Source organism: Lewinella sp. IMCC34183 (genome assembly GCF_003390915.1).
GTDB lineage: Bacteria > Bacteroidota > Bacteroidia > Chitinophagales > Saprospiraceae > Neolewinella.
On the sequence record NZ_QMEM01000001.1, the window covers coordinates 136,107 to 153,343 of the forward strand.

Here is a 17,237-nt window from a genome sequence, read left to right on the forward strand (position 1 = left end):
GGCACGTGACGTTTGCGTTAGCTCACCCGCTCACTATGACTCTCTGGCAGTATGCTCTTTTGTTTTCCACGGCCATCCTCGGCGGAGGGATCGCCCTGCTCGGCGACGAGCGTTTTCGTCGGGCCCTGCCGGTACTGCTTTCCTTTAGCGGGGCATATTTATTAGGTATCGCGGCCCTCGAGCTAATACCTGACGTTTTCGGCGAGGGGTCGACCACGGCGGGCCTTTGGTTATTGCTGGGCTTTTTCGTCCAGCTCCTGCTGGAAGGACTGAGCCAGGGCGTAGAGCACGGCCACGTTCACGCCCACCGGGGGCAGGGTACGGGCTTTGCCCTCGGGATCATGTTCGGATTGGGGGTTCACGCTTTCCTGGAGGGCCTTCCGCTCGGTGCCGGTGCGGTGGTGCCGGCGGGGCACGCCCCCCACGTACACGACGCTCACCTGCTGTACGGGATCGCCCTGCACAAACTGCCGGCCGCCTTTGCCCTCGGACTGCTGCTGCGCGGGTCGGGGTACAGTAAGGGGTTTGTGTGGACGTGCTTGGCAATATTTGGAATGATGTCGCCCGTTGGCGCCGTATTTGCCGAGACGCTGAGCATCAACCCGGTATGGCGGGCCCGCATCCTTGCCCTCGTAGTGGGTAGTTTCCTGCATATCTCCACTACTATTCTCTTCGAGGCCGACGGCTCGCACCGGCATGGCGTATCGTTCGTAAAATTGCTGATTATCGTGGCCGGTATGGGCGTAGCTTACCTCACCGTTCACTGAACCCGCGCTCCGCCGCATGAAGCGTTCCACTCCACTATCCGCCCGTACCATCGGGATCCTGTGCCTGCTGCTGGGGGCGGTGCTCTTCAGTTCCAAAGGGGTGGTGATCAAGCTGGCCTACGCCTACGGCGTCAGCAGCATCAGCCTGCTGGGACTGCGGATGATCTTTTCCCTCCCCCTGTTCCTGCTCATCGGCTACGCGCGGAGGAAGCCTGGACGCCCGCCCCTCGGACGGCGCGATCTGGTCACGATCCTCCTCCTCGGGGTAGTCGGGTATTACCTGGCGAGCTACACCGACTTCCTGGGGCTCCGGTACATCACGGCCGGTATGGAGCGGGTGATCCTGTTCACCTATCCGACGCTAGTGCTGATTATCCAGCGCGTGATCTTCGGCACACGGATCCGACCGGTGCAGTGGGCCGCCACGGCGATGTGCTACCTGGGCATCGTGATCGCCTTCAGCGGGTCGGACCTTTCGGCGGGCAGCGACTTCCTGAAGGGGGCGGGGCTCGTATTTCTCAGCGCATTGCTCTACGGCAGCTACATCATTGGCAGCGGGCGGCTGGCCCCCCGGCTGGGTAACGTACGGTTCACCAGTCTGGCCCTCATCACCTCTTCCGTAGCCGTGATCACCCACGTGACGGTGAGCAGCGAACCGCTGTTCGGACTGCCCACGGCGGTGTATGCCTACGCGGTGCTTATGGCGGTAGCCTGTACGGTCATTCCGAGTTACCTGGTCACGGAGGGCGTGAAGCGGCTGGGGGCCGGCGACGCGGCCATCGTCGGTGCCGTGGGGCCGGTAGCCACGATCGTACTCGAATACTACCTCCTCGGCGAGCACATCAACCTGCTGCAGGGGGCGGGCGCCGCCCTGATCATCGGGGGAGTCGTGGTAATCGGCCGCAGCAAGGGGTGGTAAAACATTTTGTTTTATCTTCGCGGCAGTAGCAAATCTCGCCCATGGCCAAAGTTAAAGTCGCCTTCTTCTGTACGAATTGCGGAGCCGAAACCCCGAAGTGGATGGGTCAGTGTCCTTCCTGCAAAGCCTGGAATACCCTCGTGGAAGAGAAGGTCGTCAAAACGAAGAACGATCGCCTCGATAACCAGCCCGACTGGCGTAGTGTGGGCAACGGGGCCGCCGCCGCGGCGGCCGGTCCGATCGGGAAAGGCCCCAAGCCCGTACGCCTTGACGAGGTGACCGCCGGCGAGGTGCAGCGGTTCATCGCCCCCGACCGGGAGCTCAACCGGGTACTCGGTGGCGGTATCGTACCGGGCAGCATAGTCCTCTTCGGGGGGCAACCGGGGATCGGTAAGTCGACCCTGCTGCTGCAACTGGCGCTCCGCACCGACAAGCGGGTGCTCTACGTGAGCGGGGAGGAGAGCGAGGAACAGATCAAGATGCGGGCCGACCGCATCGGCGGATCGATGGAAAACTGCTACCTGCTCACGGAGACCAACACCGACAAGCTGCTGAAGCACGCCGCCAATCTGAAGCCCGACCTGGTGATCGCCGATTCGATCCAGACGCTCAGCAGCCCCCACGTGGAAAGCATGGCCGGCACCGTCAGTCAGGTGCGGGAGTGCGCCGCCGAACTGCAACGCTTCGCCAAGGAGAGCGGTATCCCGGTGTTTCTCATCGGCCACATTACCAAAGAAGGTAGCATCGCCGGACCTAAGCTGCTGGAACACATCGTGGATGCGGTCCTCCAGTTTGAGGGCGACCGCAACTACACCTACCGCATTTTGCGCACGCTTAAAAATCGCTTCGGATCCACCGACGAGCTCGGTATCTACCAGATGGAGGCCGCCGGACTACGTGAAGTGTCCAACCCCAGCGAGTTGCTGCTCAGCGAGCGCGACGAGAACCTCTCCGGTTCGGCCGTCTGCGCCACCCTGGAGGGGATGCGGCCGATGTTGATCGAGGTGCAGGCGCTGGTCAGCACTGCGGTGTACGGCACGCCGCAGCGCAGCGCTACGGGCTTCGACCTGCGTCGGCTGTCGATGCTGCTGGCCGTACTGGAGAAGCGGGCGGGCCTGTCGCTGGGTAATCAGGATGTTTTCCTGAATATCGCGGGCGGACTGCGGGTCGACGATCCGGCCATCGACCTATCGATCATCGCGGCCCTGCTTTCTTCGGCACAGGATGTCATGGTGTCTCCGGAACTCTGCTTCGCCGGGGAGGTGGGCCTGAGCGGCGAGATCCGGGCGGTGACCCGAATCGAACAGCGCATCCAGGAGGCGGACCGACTGGGCTTCCGGGGCATCTACGTCAGCAAGTACAACACGAAGGGACTGGATCCGGACCGGTACAGCATTCGTATTCATACGGTATCCACCGTACGGGAGCTGTTCGAGGAGCTGTTTGCCTAGAACCCCGACAGTAGTCGGGTAAGCAGCCGTTGGCGGTCGATGATGACGGTAGCTTCCCCCTGCAGGAAGGGATCGGCCGGGATGGTCTGGCCGGTGCTGGTTACCAACCCCCCGGGAAAGGTGATGCGCACGGGAAGCTTGCCGTCGGCGGGAACCATGCCGACCTCCGCGACCCGGCCCTCAACGGAGCCGTATTCCAGGGCCGGCCACTTGGGAAAGGCTATGACCACGCGCTGTCCCGCTTCCACGCGTCCGCTGCCGCGCACGTCTAGGTCCATGCGTCCCACGGTGGTACCTGCGTCACGCGGCAGTACGGTAGCCAACAGCTTGCCTTCCGCGACGTAGGTCCCCTCCCGCACCTCGGGACTGAGGATCACGCGACCCGCCACCGGGCTTTCGGTAGTATAGTTGCGTTTCCAGCGAAGCAGGGCACCGTGCAGGTCATCGTAGGCCGTTCGCAGTTCGATGGCCGCCTGGCTGCTGCTGCCCTGCTGCCCGGACCGGTAACTTTCGATCTGGTTGCGCATGAGTTCGCTCGCGAAATTGGTGGAGCGCAGGTTGCCGGTAGTGCGCTGTAGGTCCTCCTCCGCCCGTTCCAGGCGCTCGCGCGCCGCGGTGAGCCGTTCGGTGTAGGCAACTCCGTTGCTGGAAAGCTCCTCTTCCCGCGCGAGTTCCACCCGGGCGGTGACCACCTGGTCCTTGAGTTGTTCCTGCCGGGAGCGCAGCGCCTTCACGTCGCGCTCGTTGCGGGCGATCATGGCTTGCAGCTCGGTGGAGGTGTAGGCGTCGAGGCGGCGGGCCACGAGGTTCCGGTACAGTTCCTGCTTCTCCTGAAAGCGGTAGACCGCGTCCTGCATTTCACCCAACACCAGGGTGGCGGGGATCTTGAGTTCAAGTAAGGTTGCGGGCTCCACGCCCGACTGACCGATCAGTTCGTCCTCCAGGTAAAGCACGTGCTCGAAGCGGGCCTCTCCACGGCGGGCGACCAGCAGGGTCTGACCGGCCTCGACCGTGTCGCCGCTCGCCACCATGACGCGCTGAATGTCAAAGTCCTGTTTGGCTTCCAGCCGGCGGGGCGGGTCGACGGTCGTCAGCTGAAGTTCCCCGCGCACGGTAGTGGGGTACTGGTAGTTGAGGGTAAGCAGCAGCAAGCCCAGGAATATGCCGGCGAGCATCCAGGTCCCGTTCCGCGTCAGCCAGGGGGCCGGCGTACCGATTATCTCGTTGACTTCCTGTGAGCGTTCGGTGGTGGACATGGCTTAGCTCCCTAGCAGGGTTTGGTTCTTGACCAGGCGGTAATAGTTGTTTCGTTCGGCCATCAGGTCAGCGTGGCTGCCGCGCTCCACGACCTTACCTTCGTCGACGACGATAATGTGATCGGCCTGCTCGAAGGTCGCATAGCGGTGGGCGACAATGACGACCGTCGACCCCCGGAGAAACTCGAACAAGTTGTCCATGATGGTCACCTCCGTGAAGGCGTCGAGGCCGCTGGTGGGCTCGTCGAGGAACACGAAGGGCGGCTTGTGGTAGATCGCCCGGGCGATGAGAATGCGCTGCTGCTCGCCCTTGCTGAGGCTGATGCCGCTGGCCCCGATACGAGTGTGAAAACCCTCGGGTAACCGTTCGATAAAGCGTTCGGCCTGGGCGATCTTGACGGCCTGCAACAGCCGGTGTTCGTCGATCACCCCTTCTCCCAGGACGATGTTGCGGGCCACGGTATCGCTGAAGATGTAGCCGTCCTGGCTTACGACCCCCAGGTTCTTCCGCCAGAAGGACGGATCGATGCTTGTTAGGCGGGTGCCGTCGAGAAGAACGTCACCCTCCGTAGGAGGATAAAAGCCGATCAGTAGCTTGAGCAGGGTAGACTTGCCGCTTCCCGAAGGCCCTACCACGGCGGTAATCTTGCCGGGCGGGATGGTGGCATTGACCTGGGTAAGAACGGGGTGCGCACCGGGGCTGTTGTAGCGGAACGTTACGTCGCGCAGCTCCAGCTCCCCGTCGCCGGGAATAACGCTCAGGCGGTGGCCGTCGCCGGAGTGCTCGTCTTCCTTGGTATAGATCTCGTTCATGCGCTCCAGGCTGATGGCGCTTTCCTGGTAGCCGCGGAAGAATTCGCTCAGGTCCTCGATGGGGCTGTTGAGCTGGGCAATGATGTAGTGGATGGCGACCAGCGCACCGATAGAGAGCGAGCCGTCCACGACGGCAAGCGCGGCGATGAGGGTGATGGCCAGGTTCTTGACGGTATCGATGACGTTTCCGCCGGTCCGCTGGTACTGATCGAGCTGATTAAGCCGCAGCCGTGTCCGGTAGAGGCCGGCCCGTTTGCGTTCCCAGGCCCACCGCTTGTGGCGGGCCGCGTCGTTCTGCTTTATCTCCTCGATGCCCTCGATCATTTCGATGAGCTGCTCCTGGTTGGCGGCCGCCTGCTCGAAGTGGCGGTAGTCGAGCGACCGGCGGCTGCGCTGCAGGTAGCCTACCCAGAGGAAGTTGGCGGCGGTACCCACGATGAAGATGGCGAAAATGGTCAGGTTCCAAAATGCCAGTACGGCGGCAAAAGCGACAAAATTAAGCAGATTGAACACCCGCAGCAGGGTGGTGCCTGTCATGAAGTCCTGCAGCCGTTGGTGGTCGTTCAGCCGCTGGAAGATGTCGCCCCGGCTGCGACTGTCGAAAAACTCGAGGGGGAGGCGGGTGAGCTTGCTGATGTAGTCGCTGACCAGGCTCACGTCGACGCGACCGCCGATGTGGGTCAGCATGTATTGACGCAGGCCCCCCAGGAGGATCATCGTCAGCATAACCACCGCCTGGGCGATCACGACCAGGACGATGAAGTCGGGATCGTTGAGCACGATGCCGAAGTCGACCAGGCTCCGCAGCAAAAAAGGCATGGCCAACTGCAGCAGCAGTGCCAGGACAAGTCCGCCGGCCAGGTTTGTAAGCAGCCGCCCGTAGTTGAGCACGTACTGCAGCACGTAGCGGATGCTGCTTTCGTCGTTGCCGACGGGTTGCCGTTGCCGGAAGGCCGGGGTGGGTTCCAGCACCAGCAGGTTGCCGAGCGGGGTGTTGTCCTCCGTGACGCCGGTAGCCCAGCCCTCCACCAGGGCGAGGCGGTCGAGTTCTACGCGTTCCACCGCCGGATCGGGGTCGGCCACGAAAAAGGTGTCGCCACGGACCGCGTACAGCACTACGAAGTGGTTGCCGTTCCAGGGGAGGATGCAGGGCAGGGGGATCTCTTCTTCCAGTTGCTGCAGGGAGACCGGCAGGGCGAGCGTCTGCAGGCCGATGCTCTCGGCGCCCTCGGAAATACCCAGCAAACTAACGCCCTCGCGGCTCAGGCGGGTGCGTTCGCGCAGTTGTTCCAGGCCGTATTCCTGCCCGTGGGAGCGGGCCACCATCCGCAGGCACGCCGCCCCGCAGTCCATCTCCTCAAACTGTTGGTAATAGGTGAATGCGGGCATGTTGGGTAAAGATAGCAACTTCGCCCCGCCGCCAACCGTTACCTTTGCCTTCCGTTTTGGCCGGGCCCTTGAACCCGCGCGAAAATCTACACGTATGAGCAAATTAGGACGCGTGCTCGTCGCCATGAGTGGCGGCATCGACAGCACGGTAACGGCGATGATCCTGCACGAACAGGGTTACGAGGTCGTAGGTATAACGATGAAAACCTGGGATTATGCCAATTCCGGGGGGACAAAAAAAGAAACGGGCTGCTGTAGCCTGGATTCGATCAACGATGCGCGGTCGGTGGCCGTGCAGATGGGCTTCCCCCACTTCATCATCGACATCCGCGACGAGTTCGGCGATCACGTCATCGACAACTTCGTCGACGAGTACATGGCCGGCCGCACGCCCAATCCGTGTGTACTCTGCAACACCCACATCAAGTGGAGCGCCTTGCTCAAGCGGGCCGACGCCATGGACTGTGAATTCATCGCCACCGGCCACTACGCCCAGCTTAATCAGACCGACGCCGGGCGGTGGCACGTGCGCAAGAGTGCCGACGACAAGAAGGACCAGAGCTACGTCCTCTGGGGCCTGAGTCAGGAATGCATGGCCCGCAGTCGCTTTCCCCTGGGACACATGACCAAGCCCGAAGTCCGGCAGCTGGCCTACGATTTCGGTTACGAGGAACTCAGCAAGAAAGCCGAGAGCTTCGAGATCTGTTTCGTGCCCGACAACGATTACCGCGGCTTTTTGAAACGGCGCGTACCGGGTCTCGAGGCTGAGGTAGCCGGCGGACAGTTCGTCAACACGGCGGGGGAGGTGATCGGAACGCACGATGGCTACCCCTTCTACACCATCGGCCAACGGAAGGGACTCGGTCAGGCCTTCGGCCAACCCATGTACGTCACCAAGATCGACGCCGCGACGAACATCGTGACCCTGGGTCCGGTAGACGCGCTGGTCAAGAACGGCATGCTCGTGGGCGGCATTACCCTCCAGAAGTACCCGCAACTGCCCGCCGACGGCACCGAGTTGGTCACGAAGGTCAGGTACAAGGACGCGGGCACCCTCAGCCAGGTTTCGCAGCTGTCTCCGAATCAGGTGGCGGTAGACTTCTACGCCAACGTGCGTGGCGTGGCGCCCGGCCAGAGCGCCGTATTCTACGAAGGCGACGACGTGGTAGGGGGCGGCCTCATTCACGCCTCCCGCTAGGTCGCCCTATTTGCGGGCGGGAATCGGGGGTGGGCCGGCGGGCAATATTGCCTCGTAGGTAGCGTTCCCCTTTCGCTCCTGGAACTCTTCCTTCATGGTGGCTACCGTATCGGGTGAGTTGAACAGGTCATAGGCGGTGAGCGCCAGTGCTTTGGCGGCCATTACCATGCCCTTGTGTCCAATGCTCATGCCGCCGCAGGCTACCACGGCCCAGCTGTGCCAGGGCGTGCCGATGGGGGCGGTGGTGACGCCCAGGCGTACTTCCGGGACGAGCCAGCTGACGTCGCCCACGTCCGTGCTGCCGCCGCCGGGGTGTTCCTTGGTATCCGCCAGGGGTTTCACGGTGCCGTCGATGCCTTTCTTTTCCTTACCGGTCGATTCCTGGATACCGTAGGCAAATTCAATTTCGTCGTCGGTATAGGTGATGGGACCGAGTAACTCAAGGTTTTGCTGCATCACCTCGCCGCCCGTGCGGTTGACGAGCACCTCGTGGAGCCCACTGACCAGCGAGATCTCGTAGTCTACGTTGGCCATGATGGCCGCGCCACGCGCTATCTCCTTGACCCGCTCGTAGGTAGAAAGCATTCCCTCCCGCTTGGAGTCGCGGACGCGGACCCAAAATTTGGCGTAGTCGGGTACCACGTTGACCACGTCTCCGGCCTGCTGCATGTGAGTATGGATGCGTACGGTAGGGCGAATGTGCTCCCGATAGGCATTGATGCCGGCCGACATGAGTTCCATCGCGTCCGAGGCGCTGCGGCCGTTCCAAGGGTCTCCGGAAGCGTGAGCGGCCTGCCCGCGGAACTCCACGATGAAGTCGACGAGCGCCAGGGAGCTCTGCACGTCCGCCTTGATCTCGTCGGCGGGGTGCCAGTCCAGGCAGACGTCCAGGTCGTCGAAGAAGCCCTCGCGTGCCAGGAACAGCTTGCCGAAGTACTTCTCCTCGGCGGGAGTCCCGTAGTAGCGGATGGTGCCCTTCACTTCACCGCGGTCCATGGCCTCCTTTATGGCTACGGCCGCCGCCAGGCTGCCTACGCCAAAGAGGTTGTGGCCGCAGCCGTGTCCGGCCGCACCTTCTTTAAGTGGGTCTTTGGTAGGGCTTGTTTTCTGGCTAATGCCCGGCAGGGCGTCGAATTCTCCCAGAATGCCGATGACGGGCGTTCCGCTGCCGTATTCGGCGGTGAAGGCGGTGGGCATACCGGCCAGGTTGCGCTCCACGCGCAAGCCCTGGCTTTCGGCGTAGTCGGAAAGAATTTGTGCGGACCCCGTTTCCTCGAAGGCGGTCTCGGCCAGCGCCCAGATCTGGTCGGACATATCGGTCAGCGTCGCGCGGCGTGCGTCGATGGCCGCAATGATTTTTTCCTTGGGGGCGGGGATGTCCTGGGCCTGCAGGACCGGGAGGCAGAGGAGCAGAATGAGCAGGGGTAGCAGTGTCTTCATACGGGTAGTTTGGTATGAATTTACACTGTTTTACGCGATGTCCTAATCCTCCGCGCTGCCGCGGTACAGGTCGTAGCGGACAAAACGCGCCTCCACCGGCCCGTTCATAACCGGGATCTTGCGCGCGCTCCGCAGCCCTACGCGCTTGACCGCAGCGGGATTCGCGGAAACGAGCCAGGCGGTGTAGCCCGGCCACCGTTGCTTCAGCGTGTCGCCGATCTCGGCGTAGAATTCCTCGATACGGCCGGTCTGCAACCGGAGTTCGTAGGGCGGATTGGTGACTAACAGTCCTGGCACATCCGATGTCGGTGGATCGAGGGCGGCGAAGGGACTCTCCTCCAGACGGACCGAGGGGAGAACCCCCGCGCGGTCCAGCGTCGCGCGGCTGATGGCGACGGCTACCCCGTCGATGTCTCCGCCGAGAATGGGGTAGGGGGCCGTCCGAATGCGGTTCAGGGCGGCCTGGCGGACGGTTGCCCACTCCGCGCGGTCGAAGTCCGGCCACCGCTCGAAACCGAACGAGCGCAAGAGGCCCGGGGCCCGGTGGGTGGCCAGCAATGCAGCCTCCGCAAGAATGGTTCCTGATCCGCACATCGGGTCGACCAGCGGCTGCTCGCCGCGGTACCCGGCCAGGCCCAGCAGGCCCGCCGCCAGCACTTCGTTGATCGGTGCTTCGCCCGTACGCCGGCGGTAGCCGCGGCGGTGGAGGCCGTCACCGGAGCTGTCCAGGCTCAGGTCTACCTCCCCGCGACCGTGGATGCGCAGGTTGATCCGGAGGTCCGGATTGGATTTGTCGACGGAGGGCCGGGCCTGGTACTTGTCGCGAAACTGGTCCACGATGGCGTCCTTGGTCAGTTGCGCAATGAAGTGGGTATTGCGGAACCACCCGCCCGGGTCCACCACGTCTACAAATAGGCTGCCCTCCACCGGCAGGTAGGGTCGCCAGTTGATGGCGCGCAGGCGGTCGTAGAGCGACTGTTCGTGGGTGACGGTGAACCGGTCGATGCTGAGCAGTACCCGCACGGCCGTACGCAATTCCAGGTTGGCCCGGTACAGGAGGGTGCGGTCGCCGCGCGCGGTCACGACGCGCCGGCCGGCCTCCACAGAGGTGAGGCCAAGTTCTGTAGCCTCGGCGGCCAGTACTTCTTCCAGACCGGCAAAGGTCGGCAGGGCGAGAGATAGATCGTGGGACATGGGCGTATCAGTTGGTTGGGGTGGCTAATCGGTGGCGGGCAGGTCATCTCCGCTTCCCCAGCGGTAGGTATCCTCCAGCTCGAAGCCCGCCAGGTCGAGTACGCGATCGACGATGGTACCCACGATCTGCTCGGCCGTCTGGGCGCCACCGTAGAAACTCGGAACGGCCGGGCAGATGATGCCGCCCGCCTCGGTGATGGCGGTCATGTTACGCAGGTGGATCAGACTGTAGGGCGCTTCCCGCGGTACCAGGATGAGCCGACGGCGCTCCTTCAGTACGACATCCGCAGCGCGGGTGATGAGGTCGGTGGAAATGCCCGAAGCGATACGCGCCATCAGTCCCATACTGCAGGGGCACACGATCATCGTGCCGTACTGTGCCGAGCCGGAGGCAAAGGGCGCAGTGAAGTCGCGCTGGCCGTAATAGTCGAAACCATAATTCCGCCAATCCTCGTTCCCGAGCTCGAATTTCCAGTTGTACTTACCGTTCTCGGTAATTACTACTCCAACATTTTCCCAGTTGGCCTGCGTTTCACGCAACCGGTCAAACAGTACCTTGGCGTAAAGGGATCCGCTGCTGCCGCCGACGGCCACCACGATTTTTTTGCGAGACATAGCTGCGGATTGACCGGCACTAACCGGCAGGGTAATAAAGTGCGCAAGGTACGACGGGCGTCACGGTCGCGCGGTGAGGTTGCGGTACCTTCACGGCGTGAGAAGATGCTTTGTCCCGTTCCTTGCCCTGTTTGTGTTTGCGGGCCTGCACTGCACCGGCGACCCCGCCGCATCCAACTGGCCCCAGGAGGTCGCGTCAGCCGAGCCGGACTGGACCAGCGATTCGGCTTATTTGGCGACTCCCGACGGGCCCGCCCTGCTGCTGGGGTTCGACTTTTACGATACGCTCATCGCCCCCGCAAGACTACGGCTAATTGTCGACCAGCTGGAGGCGAACGGCGGTAACTACCTGCGCGTCAACCCGCAGCAGATAGATGATTCAATTGGAGTAGAAGAAGTTTCCCGGGCGGTTGCGCACGGGTTGCTGCTCGATACGACGCAGGCCGGGTGGGCCGAGCCGGTGGAGGGACCTCGTAGTTTCCACCGTTCCCTGCTTGCCGGGCGGGGGCGGCTGGCCTTTACCTCCTTCACGCAGGCGGCCCTAAACGGCTTGCGCGGCGTACGGACGGTAGAGCGACACCTCGATTTTCCGGTATTGCAGCCCGATTCAGTGGTCCTCGGAGCTGCCAACCCGACGGGTGCGCGGGCCGCTTCGGATCCGGCGGGAAACTGCCTGATCTTTATTCCGACCGCGGGCAACGTTACGGTACGGCTTCCGGATCGCCGCCAAGTACCGCGACGTGTCACCGTAGTGGGGCACCTGGGTACGCAGCGCTCGGAGGTATTGCGTCCGCCTTACGACCGAAGTTTCACTTTGCTTTCGAACGATGCCCGGGGAGGATGGATGATCATCGAAGTGATCGAGTGATCACTTGATCATGGTGAGGAAGGTGGAGAAGAACCAGTTGCTGTCCACCTTCACTAGCGCGGCGAGGGCCGAGTCGGCCTTGTGGCTGTACAGTTTCAGTTCCTTGATCACCTCCCGGAACTCTTCCGCTTCGGGCGTATTGCCAGAAACGCCGGTCAGGTCATCGAGCAGGCGCAACATGGGCTCCAGCTCGCGCTTTTTGCGGGCGATGATTATATTCTTGACCACCTTGGACATGTCCTTTTCCCCGATGAAGAATTCTTTGCGTTCCCCGGGGATGAGCTTCTTGTGCGCCAGCCCCCAGTCGAGCAACATGCGGGTGGTGGTATTGACGTTACCGCGGCTGATTTGCAGCTGGTCCATAATGTCGTCGGTACTCAGGGGCTCGTTGGCCACGAGCAGGAGTGCGTGGATCTGGGCCATCGTTCGGGTGACGCCCCAGGAGCTGCCCAGGGCCCCCCAGGCCTCGATGAATTTCTCTTTGCCCTCTTCGATTTCCATAGCAGTAATAAAGTAAATGCGGTTGCTCAGGTCACTAATGAGAAAACCCCGGTGGCGGTTGCCGACCGGGGTCTTCGAATTTTCCAGCGGGGGCTGATTACATCATGCCACCCATGCCGCCGGGCATGCCACCTCCGTGGGAGTGGCCACCGCCGGCGCCTTCGGCCTCGGGCATGTCGTTAATCACACACTCGGTGGTGAGCACCATTCCGGCGATCGACGAAGCGTTCTCCAGGGCGATACGGGTCACCTTGGTGGGGTCTATGACTCCGGCTGCCTTCAGGTCCTCGTACTCACCGGTGCGGGCATTGTAGCCGTAGCTGCCGGTGTTGGTACGTACGCTCTGCAGTACTACGCTGCCTTCCACACCTGCGTTGTCGACGATGGTGCGGAGGGGAGCTTCCAATGCCTTGCGGACAATCTGGATGCCGATCTTCTGGTCTTCGTTGTCGCCTTCGAGTCCGTCGAGGGCATCGATGGCGCGTACCAGGGCGACACCACCACCGGCTACGATGCCTTCCTCAACGGCGGCACGGGTAGCGTGGAGGGCGTCGTCGACGCGGTCCTTCTTCTCCTTCATTTCAACCTCGGTGGCGGCACCGACGTAAAGGACGGCAACTCCGCCGGCCAGCTTGGCCAGGCGCTCCTGCAGTTTCTCGCGGTCGTAGTCGGAGGTAGTGGTCTCGATCTGCTGCTTGATCTGGTTGACGCGGCCGGTGATCTGGCTTTCCTCACCCGCACCGTTCACGATGGTGGTGTTGTCTTTGTCAACGGTGATCTTCTCGGCGCTGCCGAGCAGGTCGAGGGTGGTCTGATCGAGCTTGTAGCCCTTCTCCTCACTGATGACGGTACCGCCGGTCAGGACGGCGATGTCTTCCAGCATGGCCTTGCGACGGTCGCCGAAGCCGGGGGCCTTGACGGCTACCACTTTAAGCTGGGCGCGGAGGCGGTTCACGACGAGGACGCCGAGGGCCTGGCTCTCAATGTCTTCGGCGATGATGAGCAGTGGGCGGCCGCTCTGGATGACCTGCTCGAGGATGGGCACGATATCCTGCATGTTGCTGATCTTCTTGTCGTGGATCAGCACGTAGGGGTTCTCGTACTCGGTGGTCATGCTTTCCGTGTCGGTCACGAAGTAAGGGCTCAGGTAGCCGCGGTCGAACTGCATACCCATCACCTCTTCTACGTAGGTGTCGGTACCCTTGGCTTCCTCGACGGTGATGACACCGTCTTTGCTCACGCGCTTCATGGCGTCGGCGATGAGGCTACCGATTTCGTTGTCGTTGTTCGCGGAAATGGCGGCAACCTGCTGGATCTTATCGAAGTCGTCACCGACCACTTCGCTCTGTCCCTTCAGGTGCTCGATGACCTTTTTGGTAGCGAGGTCGATGCCGCGCTTCAGGTCCATCGGATTGGCACCGGCGGTCACGTTCTTCAAACCGGCCTGAATCATGGCCTGGGCGAGAACGGTGGCGGTGGTGGTACCGTCACCCGCGATGTCGGCGGTCTTGCTGGCGACCTCCTTGACCATCTGGGCGCCCATGTTGGCGACCGGGTCTTCCAGTTCGACTTCCTTGGCGACGGTAACGCCGTCCTTGGTGACCTGGGGGGCACCGAAAGATTTCTGAATGACGACGTTACGTCCCTTGGGGCCGAGCGTCACCTTAACGGCATTTGCCAGGGCATCGACGCCCGAGCGGAGTTTTTCGCGTGCTACGCGATCAAAGCTAATATCCTTAGCCATAGTTGTATATAATTTTAGTTGTTGGTGTAATTAGGCGGGGTGGGGGACGCTTCCTAAAGAATGATCAGGATGTCGTCTTCCCGCATGATGAGCAGATCCTGCCCTTCGTGCTTCAGTTCCTGGCCGGCGTACTTGCCGTAAAGGACGATATCGCCAACACTGACGGTCATCGCGTTACCTTCCTTACCGGGGCCTACGGCGATTACTTCGCCGCGCTGGGGCTTCTCTTTGGCGGTGTCGGGTACGATAATTCCACCGCTGGTCTTTTCCTCGGCGGGGGCGGGCTTAACCACTACTCGATCGTTGATCGGCTTCATGTATTGTTGTTTTGGTTATACAATGGGTTTGTTCTGACCCCGAATAGTCTCCGGTGTCACCTCCGAGGGTACACAGACTGTGCCAGCTTAGCGCTACGGTCAAATTGTCAGACCCTTGACAGTTGTTGTGCGTCAAGGTGTCCGGGGCGGGGTCGCGGGGGCGGTGGCACGGGGAACACGGTACAGCTTGGGTAACGTGTGGCCAGCGGAGTATGTGGTCGGGTAGACCGGCAGCGACGCAGCTGTCTTTTAATAGAGATATGGCAGCAAAATTCTGGAAGCCGGGAGTTGATTCAGTCGATCTTGCCCTATGTTAACTGTAGGTTAAGAATCGCGAACTGGTACGTACGGCTACTCGCCGGTCGACTAGCCGCCGGTCCACTAGCCGCCGGTCCACCAGTGGACCGGCGACTTTTCTAGACAAGCCTTCGACATACGCAGGACGGACGCGACAGATCGCCATATTTGTCTACTTTTAGGCCCTCATAACCCCCGACATGGCCACAGAGAACCAGCCCCCCGTAGACGTAGAAATCGCCAAAAATCTCGGCCTCACCGCCGAAGAGTTCGACCGTATCGTCGAGATGATGGGGCGAACCCCCAACTTCAACGAGTTGAGCATCTTCTCGGTGATGTGGTCCGAGCACTGCAGCTACAAGAACTCGATCATGTGGCTCAAGACGCTGCCGCGTGAGGGCGAGCGGCTGCTCGTCGGGGCCGGTGAGGAGAACGCCGGTCTGGTAGACATCGGTGAAGGCCTGGCCTGCGCCTTCAAGATCGAATCCCACAACCACCCCTCGGCCATCGAGCCCTACCAGGGCGCGGCCACCGGGGTAGGGGGGATTCACCGCGACATTTTCACCATGGGCGCCCGCCCGATTGCGTCGCTTAACAGCCTGCGCTTCGGCGACCCCCACCTGGCGCATACCAAGCACCTCATAGCCGGGGTGGTGAAGGGGATCGGCGACTACGGCAACTGCTTTGGCGTACCCGTAGTGGGCGGGGAAGTCTACTTCCACTCCAGCTATAACCAGAATATCCTGGTCAACGCGATGTCCGTAGGCGTGGTCCGCGTGGGCGAAACCGTTTCCGCCTCAGCCGATGGCCCCGGCAACCCAGTTTTCATCGTCGGCTCGGCAACGGGCAAGGACGGTATCCACGGTGCCACCTTTGCTTCGGCCGACCTCACCGAAGACAGTGCCGAAGACCTCCCGGCTGTCCAGGTAGGTGACCCCTTCCAGGAAAAACTTCTCCTGGAGGCCAGCCTTGAAGTCATCGCCACCGGTGCCGTGGTCGGCATGCAGGATATGGGAGCCGCGGGCATCACCTGCTCGACCTCCGAGATGAGTGCCAAGTCAGGCACCGGCATGCGCATCGACCTCGACAAGGTCCCTACGCGACAGGCTGACATGAAACCCTGGGAGATCCTGCTCAGCGAAAGCCAGGAGCGCATGCTCATCGTCTGCGAAAAAGGACGCGAAGCGGACCTGCTGGCCGTCTTCGACAAGTGGGACCTGGAGTGCGAGCAGATCGGTGAAGTGACCGACACCGGTCGCCTGGAGTTCTACGCGGGTGGAGAGCTCGTCGCCGACCTTCCCGCCGAACCCCTCGTCCTCGGTGGAGGCGCCCCGGTCTACGAACGGGAGACGCGCCGCCCCACCTACCTCGACAAGATCGACGCCTTCGACGCCACCCAGGTCGAAGAGCCGGAGGACCTGCTGGACGTGGCCAAGCAACTCTTCAAAGCTCCCAGCCTCGTCTCCAAGCACTGGATCACCGATCAGTACGACGGTACCGTGCGTACCAACAGCATTACCGAAAATACCCCCTCCGACGCCGCCCTGGTACGGGTGAAGGGGACCAACAAGGCCCTGGCCGTAACCACCGACTGCAACTCGGCCTACGTTTACGCCGACCCCTACGTGGGTACGATGATCGCCGTGGCCGAAGCCGCGCGCAACATCGCCTGCTCCGGCGGTGAGCCCGTAGCCATCACCAACTGCCTCAACTTCGGCAACCCCTACAATCCCGAAGCCTTCTACCAGTTCGTGAATGCGATCAAGGGCATGGGAGAAGCCTGTCGCGCCTTCAACACCCCCGTCACCGGCGGTAACGTCAGCTTTTACAATCAGTCGCAATACGAAGGCGGCCGCATCGAACCCGTTTATCCAACCCCGACGATCGGCATGCTCGGCATCGTGGACAATATCAAACGGACCATGTCCCTGTCCTTCAAGGAGCAGGACGACGTGATCTACTTGGTAGGTGACGTCAAGGAAGACTTCGGTTCCTCGGAATACCTCCGCACTATCCACGGGATCGAGCACAGCAGCGTGCCCTACTTCGACCTGGCGCAGGAGCAGAAGTTGCACCGTGCCATTTTGGCGGCCATCCGCGGGCAGCACGTCAACAGCGCCCACGACGTAAGCGACGGCGGCCTGTTCCAGACGCTCTGCGAAAGCGCCATCGCCGGCGGACACGGGTTCACCATCGAGACGGCCGACACCATCCGCCGCGACGCCTTCCTCTTCGGGGAGGGACAGGGCCGCGTAGTGGTCACGGCCGACGAGAGCCAGACCGGCGACCTGGAGGATGTCCTGCGCGAACATGGCGTCGGCTACCGCGTCATCGGCCGCGTCAGCGGCGACGACCTTACCGTCGACGGAGAGGACTGGGGACAAATCATGGAATGGGAGATTCGCCACAACGACACGCTGGCCGCGATCCTGGAAGGCTAATTCAACCAAAGCCGGCGCAAAATCCTT

14 protein-coding genes are annotated in these 17,237 nt (G+C 62.0%); 6 read left to right on the plus strand and 8 right to left on the minus strand.

Annotation, left to right across the window (positions count from 1 at the left end; all coding sequences use genetic code 11):
- Positions 1–35: 35 nt before the first annotated feature.
- From DQG19_RS00585 to radA, 3 genes are read left to right on the plus strand one after another with little or no spacing between them, the layout of a single operon-like run.
- Positions 36–767, plus strand: coding sequence for a ZIP family metal transporter (locus DQG19_RS00585; RefSeq protein ID WP_157974249.1), 732 nt, complete (start codon positions 36–38; stop codon positions 765–767).
- 16 nt (positions 768–783) lie between these two features.
- Complete coding sequence (locus tag DQG19_RS00590) at positions 784–1,686, plus strand: DMT family transporter (protein ID WP_116124293.1); 903 nt, start codon at positions 784–786, stop codon at positions 1,684–1,686.
- 41 nt (positions 1,687–1,727) lie between these two features.
- Entirely contained in the window at positions 1,728–3,137 is a 1,410-nt protein-coding gene (gene radA, locus DQG19_RS00595) for a DNA repair protein RadA (RefSeq protein ID WP_116124294.1), read from the plus strand.
- Here the strand turns inward: radA and DQG19_RS00600 are convergent.
- Positions 3,134–4,393 (minus strand): HlyD family efflux transporter periplasmic adaptor subunit, encoded by a 1,260-nt coding sequence (locus DQG19_RS00600; RefSeq protein WP_116124295.1) that lies wholly within the window; start codon positions 4,391–4,393, stop codon positions 3,134–3,136. The genes radA and DQG19_RS00600 overlap by 4 nt on opposite strands.
- 3 nt (positions 4,394–4,396) lie before the next feature.
- Positions 4,397–6,595 (minus strand): peptidase domain-containing ABC transporter, encoded by a 2,199-nt coding sequence (locus tag DQG19_RS00605; RefSeq protein ID WP_116124296.1) that lies wholly within the window; start codon positions 6,593–6,595, stop codon positions 4,397–4,399.
- Positions 6,596–6,689: 94 nt separating this feature from the next.
- Between DQG19_RS00605 and mnmA the strand changes: the two genes are divergently transcribed.
- The gene (gene mnmA / locus DQG19_RS00610) at positions 6,690–7,793 is read left to right on the plus strand and encodes a tRNA 2-thiouridine(34) synthase MnmA (RefSeq protein WP_116124297.1); all 1,104 of its coding nucleotides are present in this window, start codon (positions 6,690–6,692) and stop codon (positions 7,791–7,793) included.
- 6 nt (positions 7,794–7,799) lie between these two features.
- On the opposite strand, the gene DQG19_RS00615 is transcribed toward mnmA, so the two are convergent.
- Genes DQG19_RS00615 through DQG19_RS00625 form a run of 3 tightly spaced genes read right to left on the minus strand, consistent with a single transcriptional unit; the run spans position 7,800 to position 11,042 of the window.
- The gene (locus DQG19_RS00615) at positions 7,800–9,233 is read right to left on the minus strand and encodes an amidohydrolase (protein WP_116124298.1); all 1,434 of its coding nucleotides are present in this window, start codon (positions 9,231–9,233) and stop codon (positions 7,800–7,802) included.
- A 42-nt stretch (positions 9,234–9,275) separates the two neighbouring features.
- Positions 9,276–10,427 carry a class I SAM-dependent RNA methyltransferase gene (locus DQG19_RS00620; RefSeq protein ID WP_116124299.1) on the minus strand — a complete coding sequence of 384 codons (1,152 nt, stop codon included), beginning with the start codon at positions 10,425–10,427 and terminating at the stop codon, positions 9,276–9,278.
- Positions 10,428–10,451: 24 nt separating this feature from the next.
- A complete protein-coding gene (locus DQG19_RS00625) occupies positions 10,452–11,042 on the minus strand; it encodes a UbiX family flavin prenyltransferase (RefSeq protein ID WP_116124300.1) in 591 nt (196 codons plus the stop codon).
- A gap of 97 nt (positions 11,043–11,139) precedes the next feature.
- Here DQG19_RS00625 and DQG19_RS00630 point away from each other — a divergent pair, with 97 nt between their 5' ends.
- On the plus strand, positions 11,140–11,910 hold the full coding sequence (locus tag DQG19_RS00630) for a hypothetical protein (RefSeq protein WP_157974250.1): 771 nt from the start codon (positions 11,140–11,142) through the stop codon (positions 11,908–11,910).
- On the opposite strand, the gene DQG19_RS00635 is transcribed toward DQG19_RS00630, so the two are convergent.
- From DQG19_RS00635 to groES, 3 genes are all read right to left on the minus strand, one after another.
- Positions 11,911–12,411 (minus strand): GbsR/MarR family transcriptional regulator, encoded by a 501-nt coding sequence (locus DQG19_RS00635; RefSeq protein ID WP_116124302.1) that lies wholly within the window; start codon positions 12,409–12,411, stop codon positions 11,911–11,913. It abuts the gene before it with no gap.
- A gap of 97 nt (positions 12,412–12,508) precedes the next feature.
- Positions 12,509–14,155, minus strand: a complete 1,647-nt coding sequence (groL, locus tag DQG19_RS00640) for a chaperonin GroEL (RefSeq protein ID WP_116124303.1) — start codon at positions 14,153–14,155, stop codon at positions 12,509–12,511.
- A 53-nt stretch (positions 14,156–14,208) separates the two neighbouring features.
- On the minus strand, positions 14,209–14,472 hold the full coding sequence (groES, locus tag DQG19_RS00645) for a co-chaperone GroES (RefSeq protein ID WP_116124304.1): 264 nt from the start codon (positions 14,470–14,472) through the stop codon (positions 14,209–14,211).
- A 497-nt stretch (positions 14,473–14,969) separates the two neighbouring features.
- Between groES and purL the strand changes: the two genes are divergently transcribed.
- Positions 14,970–17,210 carry a phosphoribosylformylglycinamidine synthase subunit PurL gene (gene purL / locus DQG19_RS00650; RefSeq protein WP_116124305.1) on the plus strand — a complete coding sequence of 747 codons (2,241 nt, stop codon included), beginning with the start codon at positions 14,970–14,972 and terminating at the stop codon, positions 17,208–17,210.
- The last annotated feature ends 27 nt before the right edge of the window (positions 17,211–17,237 follow it).